The following is a 15,568-nucleotide window of genomic DNA, read 5'->3' on the forward strand; positions in this document are numbered from 1 at the left end:
ATCCCCGGCCGCCGCGCCACCGAGACAGGCCTCGCCAAGGCCTTCGCCGCCGCCGTCTCGCCCCTCAGAGCCGTCCGGACCCGCGCCGCGCCGGGCGCCGTCGACCGCCGCGTCGCCGCCGGTCGAAACGTCCGCGCCGGTTGCCCCGGCCCCGGCGTACCGGCCGCCGTGGATTACGTCGCCGGGGCGACGGAAGTAACAGTGATAACGTTACTCCGATGATAACAGCAGGTCGTAACAGCGAAGCGGCAGGCCACCCGGGCGTTGACCACGCTTACAGCACATATCCACAAGCCCCCCTCTGATGCGCTGTGATTGGCGCGAGGGGGGCTTGTGGATATGCTCCGCTTCGCTCCGGTCCCCGGCCACGCCGGGGACTGGAAAGCGCGGACAACACAAGCGCCATCACCGACCCCACCCCCTTTCGCGCCGCCTCCGGCGGCCCCGCCCCAGGGCGGGGGGTGGCGATGCCACCCGCGAGATCACGACAAAACAGCCCGCCGGAATCTCTCCGGCGGGCTGTTCAGGAACATGGTGTCGCCGGGCGCGGCGACTACGAGTAGTAGCAGCGGCGCCCCTGCCAATCTGGCCCCGCGAACGCAAGATTCACCGTGGCGACGGCCTGTCTTTGAGCGCTGGACAGCCGGTCCCAGGCGCTGTCGGCTGTCGTATAAGGGGACTCGAGCAGGTCAAAACGCCCGAGCGCGAGAGCGACCGCCAGCACCTCGGATGTGCTCCAGGGCGCGCGGGCGAGGTCAGTCTTGCCACGCTGAACAGCGCGGATCTTGGCGAACACGTCGCCTGCCGGGCCGTAATCGACGGGGTCGAGGTCGGGGACGGAATTCATGTCAACAATACTCCAGGGAGGGGGCGCCTGCCGGAACGTCTCCGGCGGGATTGAGAGGAGGAGTGGGCGGCCGCTCTCAAAGACGGAAGATCAGCCCGTTGGGTTCTAGGTGAGCCACGGTTTCGCATTGCCACGCGAGGTAGCGCTCGAAGCCGACGATTCGGCGGGCGCGGCAATCCAGGGAACTTGCAATTCGCAGTGCGGTTCGGCGGGCGTCCAAAAAAGAGCCGGGCGACCGACGGACGGTGCTGACCAGCGCCCCACCGGCGCGAGCAGCGGCAAGCGTTTGTGACGCAGGCACGGCCGCAAGAGAAACCGATACGTGCCAACACGGGTGGTCCACGTACGGTACCGGGCTGATTACAACGAGCCAATCCCCGGCCTGAAAATGGTAGCGGAAAGACAAGATATTATTACTCCCGTGAAAGGGTTACCGGCCTCCGAGGCGACGAAGGTCATTTCGGAGAAGTGCGACCAGTTCGTCGGTTGCGGCGGCATTGCCGCCACACGGGCCTTTGTGTCGGCCGTCGGAAGGGGGTGCCCGCCAGAGACTATTCCGGCGGGCTAAGGCAGAAGGGAGCCGGGTCTACTGGCGCGGCCAGGAGCCGAGCCACGCACGCAGCGACAGCCAGCACCTCCGCCAGCCGTTGGGCCGGGAGAGCGCGACGACGAGCGCGAGAGCCGCTCCGGTCGCGACGCCGATTAGCGCTGCCGCCCCAACAGAAGCACCGGCCACAGCGTCGAGCCAGCGGCCGACAGCGGCCAACAACACACCCAGCCCCAGCATTCCGGCAACACACACCGCCATTGCGACATGCGCGAGCCGCTCGATCAGCCAGCCAACTCGCCGCCAAAAAAGAGAGAACGGCATTTTCATGCAGCACCCCCAACCCGCTCGGCGGCGAGACGGCGGCCGACCTCGAGCACGGCGGGCAGTGTCGCCATATCGGCCGCCATGCCGGGCACTCGGCGGTGGGCGCGCCGCGCCGCCGACATGACTTCGGCGGGGTACAACCCGGCGAGGATGAGGGCAGTCAGCGCGGTCGGGCCAGCGCCGCCGCGCGAGTATTCACGCTCAGCGGCAGCGAGCACAGCCACCTGCACGGCGGTGGCGCGCGCCCGGGACAGCGCGCCCGCAGCAGCGGGCGCCAATTTTGGGAGCTTGGACACGGGGAATCTCCGTCAGTCCGTTGAAACGAGGGCGAGAAACGTGCGCGCTTCGTGAACGGATAGCGGGATTCGGGAGCGTGTAGCCCGGCCAGCGAGAACGCCAACCGGCAACATCAACTTGAGCGATCACGTGTTATTTTGCAAGCCATTTTGTACGCCAAAACGCATTTTATCGTTGACAGAAACGTATCACCCTGAAACAGGAGCGTGTCATGCGTGCGGAGGCGGCCTCAGGTTCGACACGTCCAGCCCGAGCGCCGGATAGTCCAGTCGGGCGACCGCACGGGCGAGATCTGAAATGTCGTAGTCCGTGTAATCTTCGGTCTGCTTTACACGCTGGAGTTCGGGAAGATCGTCGTCATGCCCAGCCAGCGCGGCGACGGTCAGCGGGTGAACGTCATATTTCGAACGCAGCGTCGAGATGAACGTCCGGCGCAGGCTGTGGAAATCACGCAGTGGTTCATACAGACCGCAGCGCCGACGGTAGTCGGTGAAGTGGGTGGAGTACATATCCCCGAGTTTTTCCATCCGTCCACCCGGCTTCAGTTCCGGGAAGATTCTACCATCTCGGACGCGGTCCCGTTTGAACAGGTCGAGAGCACCGACTTCTACCAGAAAGGGGTGCACTGGCACATTTCGGATACTGTGTTCGGTCTTTACGCGCTTCTCCCCGTCATCGTTGATTTTGAAAAACGGTGTGCCATGCGTGTCAAAGTCGAGGTCGGAATGGTGGAGTTGCGCCAACTCTTCGAGCCGCGCACCGGTCCACAGAGCCAGCACCGGCAGCCACCAGTAGGCATCCCGGTAAATGTGGAGACCGGGTTGATTTCGTTTCGAGACATCTTCACGGCGGCTACGAGTTCCCGACCAGACCGGAGACCGGAACAGAGCATTCAACTGGTCGATCTGCCAGATTTTGCGCTTCCGTGCCGTGGGAACCCACTCGCTCAACGAGATGCCGTCGAACATCGCGTTGATGTCGGCTTCATGCGCAAACTTGTGATGCTTAATTGCACACCGGAACATCGCTTTGACGTGCATGATGTGCTTGCCGATTGTGGTCTCACCCATCGTCGGCTTGCCGCGAGACTCCTTGAGCAGCCGGTCTATGCTTTTCTCGTCGTCAGATCGCGACTTGCCAAGGCTGGTCTTCAGCCGTTCCAGAGTTCGCACCCACTGCACAACGTCGCTGCGCTGGTACTTATTCAGAGGCTTGTCGCCGGTGATGCGTGCGAATAAGCGGATATAATTGTTGACGTGGCGGTTGCTGTCGTCCTGTAACCGCTTTTCTTCGCTGTATGTTTTCTCCAGGAACGCCGTGACGGTGGGAGCAGGCGTTGACTTCATCGTCACGCCCAGGACGCCCAAGAGATCGCCCAGCTTGTCGATGGTTTCGACCGCCTGTCCGATGGCACCGGCTTTCTCGACTTTGTCTCGTTCGTCGAGCAGTGCCGTTATGACCTCCACGTCGCGGCTACGCTCCGGTTCCGCTTGCGCGATGTAGTCCGCGTGCCGCTCCAACAGCCCGACTGTCCGGTCGCTGAGCGACGCGTATTCAGCGGTGACGAGTTCCAAGGCCGCCGTCGTGTCTTGAAGCTGCCGCGTGGCCTCATCCAGTGCCGCAGACAGCGCGGTGATTAGCTCATCCTTGTCCTGTCCGTCCATCGCTCCCGCTCTCAACCGCTCGAAGTACCCGTGCGTGGCGACATAGCACCGCGCAGCCAGGGTCCGGGCCTGCCGGTGATCGGCGGTCCCGAGTGACCGCCTAACTTCGCATCGGCCGAGGCGATTTATCAGGTCCGCTGGGACACGGCAACGGAAGTGGTAGGAGGCAGTACGCCGCAGGAGGAACGCCATGGTGATGGTGCCCGGCTGGTACACAGGGGTGGTACACAGCGCGGCGCCGGGCGCCTCGAAAACCGCGGATTTCCTTGTCTGGAAAATTGGCTGGGGCGCCAGGATTCGAACCTGGGAATGGCGGTACCAAAAACCGCTGCCTTACCGCTTGGCGACGCCCCAACCGAACGGCGCATTCGCGCCGGAAGGGTCGGGACCATAATCGGAAACCCGACTCCAATGCAACAGCTTCCTTGACCCTTACCGTCCCTCACGGCGCCACGCCAACAGCAAGGCCCCCAGCGCCAGCGCCAACACCGCACCCACGGGCAGCAGCGGCACTTCCGACACGCCGGTCACCGTGAAATCGCCGTTGGCACGCAGGCCGATCCAACCGTCGCCGGTCTGCGGGCGGTCGGGGCGGGTGCGGCGGACGTCGATGCCGGGACGCACGCCGCTCTCGGTGTCGGAAATCCAATGCACGCCACCGCCCGTCTCCCCGGCGACACGGGAAAGACGGTCGCCGGTCGAACGCACGTCGGCCAGTTCCGGCGGGTTGACGGCGCCCACCACGGCCAGGGCCGTGCGCTCGCCGTCGGTGATGCGGTAGATGCCGGGTTCGCCGGCGATCACGGTCGTGCTGGCGCGGCCCGTGCGATCCTCGGTCATCTCCAGCGTGCGGGATTCATCGGAAGGGGTGGTGAGGGTGACGCTGCGCGGATCGGGCTCCAGCGACCGGCGCTCCACCGTGATGCGGTTGCCGTCCACATGGGCGCGCAGGTCGTTCTCCTCCAACTCCGGCTCCTTCATCAGCCAGTGGGCGAGCCGGCGCAGAAGCTCCGCCTGGGGGCCGCCGCCTTCGAAACCGCGGCTCCACAGCCACATCTGGTCCGACGCCAGTTGCGCCACCCGGCCCTTGCCGACGCGGTCGAGAATCAGCAGCGGGCGGTCGTCGGCCCCGTTCATCACCACCGCGCCGTTGCCCGGCACGACCTCCACCTGATGGAACCAGCGGCCCCAGGCCGGTTCGCCGTCCGGCCGGTCGCCGGGCAGGCCGGCGGTCACCGGGTGGCGGCGGCCCACCTCCGTCACGGTCGGCTTGAAGGGACGGTCGATGGCCTGACCGGTCGGCTCCGCCGGCATCACCTGGCCCAGCGGCGTGCGGAACAGCGACAGTGGTGTGGCATAGCCCTGGCCGGACGCCTCCAGCAGGGCGCCGCCCTTCTGCACATATTCGGCGATGTTCTCCAGATACATCTGCGGCAGCACGCCGCGCCGCCGGTAGCGGTCGAAGATGATCAGGTCGAACTCGTCCAGCTTGATCTCGAACAACTCCCGGATCGGGAAGGCGATCAGCGACAGCTCGCGGATCGGGGTGCCGTCCTGCTTCTCCGGCGGGCGCAGGATGGTGAAGTGGACCAGATCGACCGACGGGTCGGCCTTCAGCAGGTTGCGCCACGTCCGCTCGCCCGCGTGAGGCTCGCCGGAGACGAGAAGGACGCGCAGACGGTCGCGCACCCCGTTCACCACCACCGCGGTGCGGTTGTTGGCGAGCGTCAGCTCCTGCCGCGCCGCCTCGACCTCCATCTCCAGCACGTTCTGTCCGCCATGGTTGACCGGCAGCTCCATGTGGAAGTCCCGGCCCACCGGCACGCGGATGGTGCGCGGCGGGCCGCCGTCCTGGCGCAGGGTCACCGCCGCATCGGGCGACTGGCGGCCCGGCATGTCGTCCACCCGGATGGTCAGCTCCACCGGCTTGCCGACGAGGCCGTAGGCCGGCGCCTGCACGATGGCCAGACGGCGGTCGCCCTCGTCGCGGTCGCCGGTCAGCAGCGCGTGCACCGGCCCGGCTTCGGCCAGCCGGGCGAGATTCTCCGGAACGTCGTGGACCTGCCCGTCGGTGATCAGAACCGCCCCGGCCATGCGGCGGCGCGGCACGTCGGCCATCGCCCGGTTCAGCGCGTCGAACAGGTGCGTCTCGTTGATGGCGGAGGCGCCGGAGGCCGCGTCCCCGGCGCGCACCACGCGCAGTTCCAGGTCGTCGAACGCCTTCAAGCGCTCGGTCAGGCGCTCCAGCTCGGCTTCGGCGCGGACGCGGCGGTCGCCGATGTTCTGGCTGGGCGAGGCGTCGAGCACCACCACGGCCACGTCCTTGATCGGCTCCCGCTTCTCCTGCACCAGCGACGGGTTGATCAGCGCCAGGGCGAGCACCGCCACAGCCAGCGCGCGCAGCCAGACGCCGCGCGCCCGCCGGAAGACGGCCAGCGCCAGGACCGCCAGCGCCACCGCGAACAGCGGCGCCAGGAAAACCCAGGGCAGCAGCGGGGCCAGCGCAATGGAGGTTCCGTCAAGCAGGGTCACTGGCCGAGCCTCTCAAGGATCGCGGGCACATGCACCTGATCGGCCTTGTAGTTGCCGGTCAGCGCGTACATGACGAGGTTGACGCCGAAACGGTAGGCCATTTCCCGCTGCCGCTCGCCGCCGGGCACCACGGCGTAGAGCGGCTGGCCGTTGCGGTTCGCCGCCCAGGCCGCGGCCCAGTCGTTGCCGCCGATCAGGACCGGGGACACGCCATCGTTGGCGCGGCCCTCGCGCGCTTCGATCCACAGGTCGCCGCCGTTGTAGCGGCCGGGGAAATCGTTCAGCAGGTAGAAGGACTTGGTCAGCACATGGTCGGGCGGCACGGGGGCCAGCGGCGGGATGTCCAGCCCATGCACCATGCCCTGGAGCGCCTGGTTGCCGCCGAGCGCGCCCGCCGACTGGTCGCGCGTGTCGAACAGGATGGTGCCGCCGTTGCGCATGTACTCGTTCAGGCGGGCGCGGGCGTGGTCGGTCAGGGCGCGCTGCCCGCCGGACACCGGCCAGTAGAGCAGGGGGTAGAAGGCCAGCTCGTCGCTTTCCGGATCGACGCCCACCGCCCCGGCGGCCTCCACCGCCGTGCGGCGGTTCAGCACGTCCACAAGGCTTTCCAGCCCGGCGCGCGAGGTGTCGTCCACCGCCCCGTTGCCGGTGCGCACATAGGCGAGGTAGGTCTCCGCCGTCACCTTGGTCGATTGCAGGTCGTCGGCGCGGGCGGGTTGCCAGGGCGCCGCGGCCATGGGGAGCGCCGTGCCCAGCGCCAGCAGAGCCTTGCCGAGATTGCCGTAGATGTCGGCGGCGAGCGGCAGCAGGGCCGCCGCCTTGCGGATCATCGCCACCCCGTCCGCCACGCCACCGGTCTGGGCTGCCAGCAGCCCGCCGAAATGCAGGGCGTGGGGGTTGTCCGGGTCCACCTCCAGAATGCGGCCGTAGAGCAGCCGCGCCTCCTCCAGCCGCCCGGACAGATGATGGTCGAGCGCGAGGTTCAGGGCTTCGGCGACGGTGGCCATGGGCGGCTCACTTTGAAGAACAGTGGTTGCGCTGGGCCCCCCTCCCGGCCTCCCCCCGCCGAAGGCGAGGGGAGGAGATGGGGTTCACGCCCCCAGCAATTCCTTCGCCTTGGCGGGGAGGTCGGCCAGCGGGACTTCGACCTGCTCGCCCTTCACCAGATGCTTGAGCGTCGCCGTGCCGCGCGCCTTCTCGTCGGAGCCCATCAGGACCACCAGCGGAATGCCCGCCTTGTCGGCGTACTTCATCTGCTTGGCGAGCTTGCCGCCGTCGAGCTGGATTTCCGTGTTGATCCCCGCCGCCCGCAGTGCCGTCGCCAAGCCGTAGTAATCGGCGGACAGGGCCGGGTCCATCTGCGTCACCAGGACCTGGGCGGTCGCCCCGCCGTCCTTGATGATGCCGGCCTCCATCAGCTGGTAGAACAGCCGCGTCGCGCCGATGGAGATGCCCACACCCGGCAGCTTCGACTTGGTGTAGTGGCTGGCGAGGTTGTCGTAGCGCCCGCCGGAGCACACGCTGCCGATGCCCGGATGGTCGTTCAGGAAGGTCTCGTAGACGGTGCCGGTGTAGTAATCGAGCCCGCGCGCGATGGCGAGGTTGATGCGGACGATGCCGTCCGGCACCTGGAACGCCTTCAGCCCCTCAATGACGGTGGTCAGTTCCGACACGCCCTGGCGGAAGGTCTCGTTGTCGATGCCCAGCGCGCCCAGGGCGGCGAGCGTGTCCTCGTTGCCGCCCTTGGCGTCGATCAGGGACAGGATCTTCTCTGCGGCGTCGGCGGTCATGCCGAGGCCGGTCAGGCTGTCGCGCACCTTGTCGCGGCCGATCTTGTCCAGCTTGTCGATCTCGCGCAGGACCAGGACGCGCTTCTCCGCGTCGTCCACGCCCAGCCCGTCGAGCAGGCCCAGCAGGACCTTGCGGTTGTTCACGTTGATGGTGAAGCCGCCGAAGTCCAGCTCCTTGAAGACGTGGTAGATGACCGCCGGGATCTCCGCGTCGTAATGCGGGGACAGGCTGTCCTTGCCGATGACGTCGATGTCGCACTGATAGAATTCGCGGAAGCGCCCGCGCTGCGCCCGCTCGCCGCGGTAGACGCGCTGGATCTGGTAGCGGCGGAAGGGGAAGGCGAGGTCGCGCTCATGCTCCGCCACATAGCGGGCGAGCGGGACGGTCAGGTCGAAGCGCAGCGCGATGTCCGGCTTGTGGCCCTGCTGGATGGCGCCGGTGGACTGCACGAAATAGACCTGCTTCTCGGTCTCGCCGCCGGACTTGGTCAGCAGGGTGTCCACCGTCTCGAACACCGGGGTTTCCACCGGCACGAAGCCGAACCGCTCGTAGCCGCGGCGGATGGTGTCGAGAAGACGCTGGAAGGCCACCTGCTGGCGCGGCAGCAGCTCCATCGTTCCGGGCGGGGTGCGGGGGGTGATCAGGCTCATCGGCGCGGGTCCGGCTTCGAATGTCCCTAGGGATTCGGCTAGGGTTCTAGCGGCTTTCGCCCGTCCCGTCACCCATGCAGTGGCCCGATACCGTTGAGCCGGTGGCCGTAAGGGGCTAGAACTCCGGCAAACCTCCCCATTCCGCGCCCGGAGCCGCCATGCCCACCGACCGTCTCGTCCTCCGCCGTCCCGACGACTGGCATGTGCACCTGCGCGACGGCGCCATGCTGAAGGCGGTGCTGCCCTTCACCACCCGCCAGTTCGGGCGCGCGATCATCATGCCGAACCTGAAGCCGCCGGTGACGAAGACCGCCGACGCCGTGGCCTACCGCGACCGCATCCTGGCGGCCCTGCCGGAGGGCCAGTCCTTCACACCGCTGATGACCGCCTATCTGACGGACGGCACCGACCCGGAGGACTTGGCCCAGGGCTTCGAGGACGGTGTGTTCACCGCCGCGAAGCTCTACCCGGCCAACGCGACCACCAACAGCGCCCACGGGGTGACCGACCTCGGCAGGATCGCACCCGTCCTGGAGCGCATGGCGGAGATCGGCATGCCGCTGCTGATCCACGGCGAGGTGACCGACGCCGACGTGGACATCTTCGACCGCGAGGCCGTCTTCATCGAGCGCACCCTCGCCCCGCTGCTGGAGCGCCACACGGCGCTGCGCGTGGTGCTGGAGCACGCGACCACCGCGGAGGCCGTGGCCTTCGTGCGCGAGCACGCGGCGTCGGGCCGGGTGGGGGCGACCATCACGGCGCATCACCTGCTGATCAACCGCAGCCACCTGTTCGCCGGGGGCATCCGCCCGCACCTCTACTGCCTGCCCATCGCCAAGCGCGAGACGCACCGCGTGGCTCTGGTCGAGGCCGCGACGTCGGGCGAGGGGCCGTTCTTCCTGGGCACCGACACCGCCCCGCACGCGGTGACCGCGAAGGAGAGCGCCTGCGGCTGCGCCGGCTGCTTCACCGCCGCCAACGCCCTGGAACTCTACGCCGAAGCCTTCGAGGAGGCGGGGGCGCTGGACAAGCTGGAGGCCTTCGCCAGCCTGAACGGCCCGCGCTTCTACGGCCTGCCGGCCAACGAGGACAAGGTGGTTCTGGAGCGCACGCCCTCCACCGCTCCGGACATCGTGCTGACCGCCGAGGGCGAGGCCGTGCTGCCCTTCCGCAGCGGCGAGACGACGCGCTGGAGCTTCGCCGGGTCGGTTTGAGGGGACGTTTCTGCTGCGGTTGCCCCCACCCCGGCCCTCCCCCGCTCTCGGCGGACCGAAGGCTCGCCTGCCGCGTCAGCGCAAACCTATGGTTTGCGCGAGAGCTCCGCAGGGGAGGCAGATTTTAACGAAGCGGCGGCAGTTCCCTCCCCTGCGAAGCGGGGGAGGGGGCAAGGTTCCCCTCAGAACAGACTCCCCTGCACGGGCGGGCGCTGCGGCTTCTTCGGTTCGGGCTTGGCCTTGGCGGCCTTGGGCTTAGCCTCCACAACATCCGCGGCGGGCGGACCGTCCACCGTCGCGGCGGCGCGGCCATCGGCGAAGACCAGCGACACCGCCAGACCCGGCGTGGCCTGGGCGGCGCTGGTCAGCGGCTTGCCGTCGCCGGACTCCACCAACGCGAAGCCGCGGGCCAGGACGCCCTTGTAGGAATAGCTTTCCAGAAGCTGCCCCACCGCCGCCAGCTTGGCCGCGCGTTCCTCAACCGCCTTGCCGTAGCCGCGCTCCAGACGAGGCGTCAGGTCGGACAGCCGGCGGCTGCCGTCGCCGAACTTCACCCGGATCGGGCCGAGCGACAGGCGCCCACCCACCCGCTCGTACTGGCCGCGTGCGGTCACGATGGCGTGGCGCAGCGCACCGTCGAGCGCGCGGGATTCCGACGCCAGCCGCTGTTCGGCCTGCGCCAGCCGCTCCCGCGGGTGGCGCAGCGTGGCGCCCAACTCGTTCAGACGGGTGCGGCGGCGCTCCAGCAGGGTGGCGGCGGCGAGCGCCAGACGTTCCGCCCGGTCGTCCAGCCGCTGGGCGTGGCCTTCCAGAAGGGCACGCGGATCGCCAAGCCCGCGGGCCAGCCCCTCGACCCGAGTCCGGCGCTCCGCCAGCATCCGCGTGGCGGCGCCGACCATCCGCCGTTCGTCGTCCAGCACCTGGGCCAGCAGTTCCGCCCGCACCGGCACGGCCATTTCCGCAGCCGCGGTGGGGGTGGGGGCGCGGCGGTCGGACGCGAAGTCGATCAGGGTGGTGTCCGTCTCGTGCCCCACCGCGGAGATCAGCGGGATGCGGCTGGCCGCCGCCGCGCGGACCACATTCTCCTCGTTGAAGGCCATCAGGTCCTCCAGCGAGCCGCCGCCGCGCGCCACGATCAACAGATCCGGGCGCGGCACCGGGCCGCCGGGCTGGATGCGGTTGAACCCCTCGATGGCCGCGGTGACTTCCGCCGCCGCGCGCTCCCCCTGAACGGCGACCGGCCAGAGCAGCACCCGGCGCGGAAAGCGGTCGTGCAGCCGGTGCAGGATGTCGCGGATGACCGCCCCGGTGGGGGAGGTGACGACGCCGATCACATCGGGCAGGAAGGGGATGGGCTTCTTGCGCGCCGCGTCGAACAGCCCCTCCGCGGCGAGGCGCTTCTTGCGCTCCTCCAGCATCTTCAGGAGGGCGCCCTCGCCGGCCAACTCCATCGACTCGATGACGAGCTGGTATTGCGAGCGTCCGGGGTAGGTCGTCATGCGCCCGGTGACGATGACCTCCAGCCCTTCCGCCGGCTGGACGGCCAGCTTCGACACGGTGCCGCGCCAGCACACCGCCTCGATCACCGCCGTGTCGTCCTTGAGCCGCAGGTAGCAGTGGCCGGAGCTGTGCCGCTTGGGCTGCGAGATCTCGCCGCGCACGCGGACGAAGCCGAACTCCTCCTCGATGCTGCGCTTCAGGCGCCGGGCGAGGTCGCCCACCGAATATTCCGGCAGGTTCGAACCGGGACGCGGCTCGGGAGCGATGAGGGGGGAGGTCGTATCAAGGTCTTGAGTCATGGCGGCTCCATGATACAAGGCGCGGTGTCGGCAACAAGCGTGGAAGGACGAAGTGCCATGAAAGTCCTGGTGGTCGGGTCGGGTGGGCGCGAGCATGCGCTGTGCTGGGCCATTCAGAACTCGCCGCTGTGCGACACGCTCTACTGCGCGCCGGGCAACGCCGGCATCGCGGACGTGGCCGAATGCGTCGCCATCGGCGCGGAGGACGTGGACGCTCTGGTCCGCTTTGCGCAGGACAACGCCATCGATTTCGTGGTGGTCGGGCCGGAAGGGCCGCTGGTGCTGGGTCTGGTGGACAAGCTGACGGCCATCGGCATCAAGGCGTTCGGCCCCAGCGCCGCGGCGGCGGAGCTTGAGGGCTCCAAGGGCTTCATGAAGGACATCCTGGCCAAGTACGGCGTGCCGACCGCCGCCTATGGCCGCTTCAGGGACGTCGAGGCCGCCAAGGATTTCGTGCGCAAGAACGGCGCCCCCATCGTGGTGAAGGCCGACGGCCTCGCCGCCGGCAAGGGCGTGACCGTCGCCCGCACCGAGGAGGAAGCCTTCGCCGCCATCGACGAGGCTCTGGTGGAGGGCCGCTTCGGCGCCGCCGGGGCCGAGGTGGTGGTTGAGGAGTTCCTGGACGGCGAGGAGGTCAGCTTCTTCGCGCTGTGCGACGGCGAATCGGCCCTGCCGCTGGCCTCGGCCCAGGACCACAAGGCGGTGGGCGACGGCGACACCGGCCCGAACACCGGCGGCATGGGCGCCTATTCCCCGGCCCCGGCCCTGACCCCGGACCTCCAGGAGCGCGTGATGCGTGAGATCGTGGAGCCGACCGTCAAGGGCATGGCGGCGGAGGGCCGTCCCTTCAAGGGCGTGCTGTTCGCCGGCTTGATGATCGGGACGGACGCGGACGGCAAGCCGGTGCCGAAGACGCTGGAATTCAACGTCCGCTTCGGCGACCCGGAATGCCAGACGCTGATGATGCGCCTGAAGTCCGACGCGCTGGCCGCCCTGATCGCGGCGGCGGATGGGCAATTGAAGAACATCGACCTGCGCTGGCACGACGAGACGGCGCTGTGCGTCGTCATGGCCGCGAAGGGCTATCCCGGCGATTACGTGAAGAACACGGAGATCAAGGGCTTTGCCGCCGCCAACGCGGTGGAGGGCGTGACCGTCTTCCACGCCGGCACCAAACTCTCCGAGGGGCGGGTGCTGTCCACGGGCGGGCGCGTGCTGGGCGTGACCGCCAAGGCCCCGACCGTGGCCGAGGCGCAGAAGCGCGCGTATCAGGGCGTGGACGCGCTGGACTGGCCGGACGGCTTCTGCCGCCGCGACATCGGCTGGCGGGCGGTGGGGCGCTGACGGCGCCCCGCTTCGGCGCTATATTGGAAGGATGGTGACGGCGCTCCAACTGCCGGCTGGCGTTTCAGCCGAGGATCTCAAGGCTCTGGCTTCGCGTTACGGAGCTGGAAACCTGCGGGTCTTCGGCTCGCGCGCGTTGGGGCGGGCGCGGCCCGACAGCGATCTGGATCTGCTGGTGGAACTGGAGCCGGGGCGGGATCTGTTCGACCTGATCGAACTGAAGCACGCTCTGGAGGAATGGACCGGCGGCGCCGTCGATGTGGTGACGGAGCGTGGCTTGTCGCCTTACATGCGCGAAGGCATTCTTCAGTCGGCGCGGTCCCTGTGAACGGCGACCGGGCCTATCTGGAGCATATCCGCGAGGCGATCCGCCGTGTGATGGAGTACACGGCAACCGGGCGTGACGACTTTTTCGCCCGCACACTCCTTCAGGACGGTGTCATCCGCAATCTGGAGATCATCGGCGAAGCGACGAAGAAGTTGTCGCCGGACCTGCGGTCGCGCTATCCCGGCCTGCCGTGGAAGAACATGCGTCGCTTCGCGACGTGCTGATTCACAATTACCTGGGTGTCGATTTGGGCATCGTGTGGGACGTGGTCGTGCGTCGGCTCCCCGATGTGGATCGCCGGATTGAGGGCATCCTCACCGAAATCGGGGGCGATCCTACCGCCGCTCCCTGAAGAACCCCCGCAGCATCTCCCCCGCCCGCGTCTCGTCGATGCCGCCGTAGACGTCCGGGGCGTGATGGCAGGTGGGCTGCCGGTAGAAGCGCGGCCCGTGCTCCACCCCGCCGCCCTTGGGATCGTAGGCGCCGAAATAGACCCGCCGCAGCCGGGCGAAGCTGATCGCCGCGGCGCACAGCGCGCAGGGCTCCAGAGTCACATACAGGTCCAGTCCCGGCAGGCGCGGCTCGCCCAGCGCTGCGCAGGCGTCGCGGATCGCCAGGACCTCGGCGTGGGCGGTGGGGTCCTTCAACTCCTCCGTCCGGTTGCCGGCGCGGGCCAGCACGGCGCCGGTCGCCGGATCGACCACGACGGCGCCCACCGGCACCTCCCCGCGGCTCGCGGCGGCTTCGGCCTCCTGGAAGGCGATGTCCATGGGGGAGGGGGGGCGGCTCATGCGGGGCACCCTGCCCGGCGGTCCCTGTTTTCGTCAAGCGGCGGAACGCCCGCCCGCGCTGTTGAGCATCGGACGGAACCGGGCCGATGGGACAGGGCCAATGGAACAGGGCCAATGGAACAGGGCCAATGGAACAGGGAGGACAGCCGTGAGCAACCATGTCTACAAGAAGGTCGAGATCGTCGGCACCGCCGAGACCTCCATCGACGACGCCATCCGCAACGGGATCGAGCGGGCGGCCAGGACGCTGAAGAATGTGGACTGGTTCGAGGTGGGGGAGATCCGCGGCCATGTCGCCAACGGGAAGGTCGCCCATTTCCAGGTGGTGATGAAGGTCGGCTTCCGCCTCGAAGAATAACGGCGGGGACCCTGTGCCGTGGGTTGCGGGCGGGGCGTGCAAGCCCTATGGTCCGTGCCCATGGACACCCCCGATTTCGAACATTCCAAACCCATGCCCGGCTCCGCCGATGCGGACGCGGGCGAGCCCGATGCCGGCGAGCGCATCGCCAAGCGGCTGGCGCGCGCGGGCCTGTGCTCGCGCCGCGACGCCGAGCGCTGGATCGCCGACGGCCGCGTGGCCGTCAACGGCACGACCCTGGACAGCCCGGCCTGCGTCGTGCGGCCCGGCGACGTCGTGCAGGTGGACGGCAAAGTTATTCCGGAGCCGGAACCGGCCCGCCTGTGGCGCTATCACAAGCCCTCGGGACTGGTCACCACCGCCCGCGACGAGAAGGGCCGCGCCACCGTCTTCGAACGGCTGCCGGCGGACATGCCGCGCGTCATCTCGATCGGGCGGCTCGACCTGACGACCGAAGGGCTGCTGCTGCTGACCAACGACGGCGAGCTGGCCCGCTTCCTGGAGCTTCCGGCCACCGGCTGGACCCGCCGCTACCGTGTGCGCGTCTTCGGCGAAGTGGACGAGAAGCGTCTGGCGGAGCTGGAGAAGGGACCGACCATCGAGGGGGTGAAGTACGGTCCCATCGAAGCCGTGCTGGACCGCATCCAGGGCCGCAACGCCTGGCTGACCGTCAGCCTGAAGGAAGGCAAGAACCGCGAGATCCGCAAGGTCATGGAGGCGCTGGGCCTTCAGGTGAACCGGCTGATCCGCGTCGCCTACGGCCCCTTCCAGCTCGGCAAGCTGGAGGAGGGTGCCGTCGAGGAGGTGCCGAAGCGCGTGGTGCGGGAGCAGGTGTCCCGCTTTTTCACCGGGGCCGATCCGGCGGAGGAGGGCAAGGCCAAGGGGGGTGGGAAGACCGCCGCCAAGACCGCTGCCGCCAAGACCGCTGCGGCCAAGACCGCTGCCCCCAAGGCCGAGGGCGCCGGGAGCCGCCCCGCCGCCCCGGCGAAGGCGTCCAAGCCGCGCGACGCCAAGGCCGGCTGGGCCAAGGCGGAGCCGAAGGCCGCCACCGAACGGCGCGGCCCGGCCAAACCGGCATC

The 15,568-nt window shown here is 68.6% G+C and carries 15 protein-coding genes, 1 tRNA gene and 2 pseudogenes; 7 read left to right on the plus strand and 11 right to left on the minus strand.

The features are described 5' to 3' along the window. Window positions 1–222, plus strand: a 222-nt coding sequence (locus tag QSG27_RS21890; protein ID WP_306709853.1) for a hypothetical protein, incomplete at its 5' end; no start/stop codon positions are given. A 331-nt stretch (window positions 223–553) separates the two neighbouring features. Here the strand turns inward: QSG27_RS21890 and QSG27_RS21895 are convergent. From QSG27_RS21895 to hisS, 9 genes and pseudogenes are all read right to left on the minus strand, one after another. Continuing rightward, a complete protein-coding gene (locus QSG27_RS21895; RefSeq protein WP_306709855.1) occupies window positions 554–847 on the minus strand; it encodes a hypothetical protein in 294 nt (97 codons plus the stop codon). A 586-nt stretch (window positions 848–1,433) separates the two neighbouring features. Then, a complete protein-coding gene (locus tag QSG27_RS21900; protein WP_306709857.1) occupies window positions 1,434–1,724 on the minus strand; it encodes a hypothetical protein in 291 nt (96 codons plus the stop codon). Next, the gene (locus QSG27_RS21905; protein WP_306709859.1) at window positions 1,721–2,017 is read right to left on the minus strand and encodes a hypothetical protein; all 297 of its coding nucleotides are present in this window, start codon (window positions 2,015–2,017) and stop codon (window positions 1,721–1,723) included. The genes QSG27_RS21900 and QSG27_RS21905 overlap by 4 nt, the downstream gene beginning before the upstream one ends. A 210-nt stretch (window positions 2,018–2,227) precedes the next feature. After that, the gene (locus QSG27_RS21910) at window positions 2,228–3,682 is read right to left on the minus strand and encodes a site-specific integrase (protein WP_306709861.1); all 1,455 of its coding nucleotides are present in this window, start codon (window positions 3,680–3,682) and stop codon (window positions 2,228–2,230) included. 21 nt (window positions 3,683–3,703) lie between these two features. Continuing rightward, window positions 3,704–3,874: pseudogene (locus QSG27_RS29300) on the minus strand (DUF6538 domain-containing protein); the annotation flags it as partial. An 87-nt stretch (window positions 3,875–3,961) separates the two neighbouring features. After that, window positions 3,962–4,036 (minus strand) — tRNA-Gln (locus QSG27_RS21915). Window positions 4,037–4,114: 78 nt separating this feature from the next. After that, window positions 4,115–6,214 (minus strand): hypothetical protein, encoded by a 2,100-nt coding sequence (locus tag QSG27_RS21920; RefSeq protein WP_306709863.1) that lies wholly within the window; start codon window positions 6,212–6,214, stop codon window positions 4,115–4,117. After that, entirely contained in the window at window positions 6,211–7,221 is a 1,011-nt protein-coding gene (locus tag QSG27_RS21925; protein WP_306709865.1) for a DUF4159 domain-containing protein, read from the minus strand. The genes QSG27_RS21920 and QSG27_RS21925 overlap by 4 nt, the downstream gene beginning before the upstream one ends. Window positions 7,222–7,305: 84 nt before the next feature. Further along, on the minus strand, window positions 7,306–8,655 hold the full coding sequence (hisS, locus tag QSG27_RS21930; RefSeq protein ID WP_306709867.1) for a histidine--tRNA ligase: 1,350 nt from the start codon (window positions 8,653–8,655) through the stop codon (window positions 7,306–7,308). A gap of 158 nt (window positions 8,656–8,813) precedes the next feature. On the opposite strand from hisS, the gene pyrC reads away from it, so the two are divergent. Then, a complete protein-coding gene (gene pyrC, locus QSG27_RS21935) occupies window positions 8,814–9,869 on the plus strand; it encodes a dihydroorotase (protein WP_306709869.1) in 1,056 nt (351 codons plus the stop codon). Window positions 9,870–10,051: 182 nt separating this feature from the next. On the opposite strand, the gene xseA is transcribed toward pyrC, so the two are convergent. Beyond that, window positions 10,052–11,668, minus strand: a complete 1,617-nt coding sequence (gene xseA / locus QSG27_RS21940) for an exodeoxyribonuclease VII large subunit (protein ID WP_306709871.1) — start codon at window positions 11,666–11,668, stop codon at window positions 10,052–10,054. 57 nt (window positions 11,669–11,725) lie between these two features. Here xseA and purD point away from each other — a divergent pair, with 57 nt between their 5' ends. The 3 genes and pseudogenes from purD (at window position 11,726) to QSG27_RS29305 (ending at window position 13,692) form a co-directional block, all read left to right on the plus strand. Next, window positions 11,726–13,012 (plus strand): phosphoribosylamine--glycine ligase, encoded by a 1,287-nt coding sequence (gene purD / locus QSG27_RS21945; RefSeq protein WP_306709873.1) that lies wholly within the window; start codon window positions 11,726–11,728, stop codon window positions 13,010–13,012. Between the two features lie 34 nt (window positions 13,013–13,046). After that, window positions 13,047–13,340, plus strand: coding sequence for a nucleotidyltransferase family protein (locus tag QSG27_RS21950; protein ID WP_306709874.1), 294 nt, complete (start codon window positions 13,047–13,049; stop codon window positions 13,338–13,340). A 50-nt stretch (window positions 13,341–13,390) separates the two neighbouring features. Beyond that, a pseudogene (locus tag QSG27_RS29305) lies at window positions 13,391–13,692 on the plus strand (HepT-like ribonuclease domain-containing protein). On the opposite strand, the gene QSG27_RS21960 reads toward QSG27_RS29305, so the two are convergent. Next, window positions 13,676–14,110: a nucleoside deaminase gene (locus QSG27_RS21960; protein ID WP_306709879.1), complete on the minus strand. Its 435-nt coding sequence runs from the start codon at window positions 14,108–14,110 to the stop codon at window positions 13,676–13,678. The pseudogene QSG27_RS29305 and the gene QSG27_RS21960 overlap by 17 nt on opposite strands. 169 nt (window positions 14,111–14,279) lie before the next feature. On the opposite strand from QSG27_RS21960, the gene QSG27_RS21965 reads away from it, so the two are divergent. After that, window positions 14,280–14,489: a dodecin gene (locus QSG27_RS21965; protein ID WP_306709877.1), complete on the plus strand. Its 210-nt coding sequence runs from the start codon at window positions 14,280–14,282 to the stop codon at window positions 14,487–14,489. Window positions 14,490–14,549: 60 nt separating this feature from the next. Further along, a partial coding sequence (locus tag QSG27_RS21970; RefSeq protein WP_407653257.1) for a pseudouridine synthase occupies window positions 14,550–15,568 on the plus strand: 1,019 nt, incomplete at its 3' end.

This window comes from Azospirillum isscasi, assembly GCF_030849505.1.
GTDB lineage: Bacteria > Pseudomonadota > Alphaproteobacteria > Azospirillales > Azospirillaceae > Azospirillum > Azospirillum isscasi.

What these genes read in the sequence shown, in the direction of transcription:
- QSG27_RS21895 (WP_306709855.1), bottom strand. Translation starts at nt 847, where the DNA reads ATGAATTCCGTCCCCGACCTCGACCCCGTCGATTACGGCCCGGCAGGC.
- pyrC (WP_306709869.1), top strand. Translation starts at nt 8,814, where the DNA reads ATGCCCACCGACCGTCTCGTCCTCCGCCGTCCCGACGACTGGCATGTG.
- hisS (WP_306709867.1), bottom strand. Translation starts at nt 8,655, where the DNA reads ATGAGCCTGATCACCCCCCGCACCCCGCCCGGAACGATGGAGCTGCTG.
- QSG27_RS21925 (WP_306709865.1), bottom strand. Translation starts at nt 7,221, where the DNA reads ATGGCCACCGTCGCCGAAGCCCTGAACCTCGCGCTCGACCATCATCTG.
- purD (WP_306709873.1), top strand. Translation starts at nt 11,726, where the DNA reads ATGAAAGTCCTGGTGGTCGGGTCGGGTGGGCGCGAGCATGCGCTGTGC.
- xseA (WP_306709871.1), bottom strand. Translation starts at nt 11,668, where the DNA reads ATGACTCAAGACCTTGATACGACCTCCCCCCTCATCGCTCCCGAGCCG.
- QSG27_RS21900 (WP_306709857.1), bottom strand. Translation starts at nt 1,724, where the DNA reads ATGAAAATGCCGTTCTCTCTTTTTTGGCGGCGAGTTGGCTGGCTGATC.
- QSG27_RS21960 (WP_306709879.1), bottom strand. Translation starts at nt 14,110, where the DNA reads ATGGACATCGCCTTCCAGGAGGCCGAAGCCGCCGCGAGCCGCGGGGAG.
- QSG27_RS21910 (WP_306709861.1), bottom strand. Translation starts at nt 3,682, where the DNA reads ATGGACGGACAGGACAAGGATGAGCTAATCACCGCGCTGTCTGCGGCA.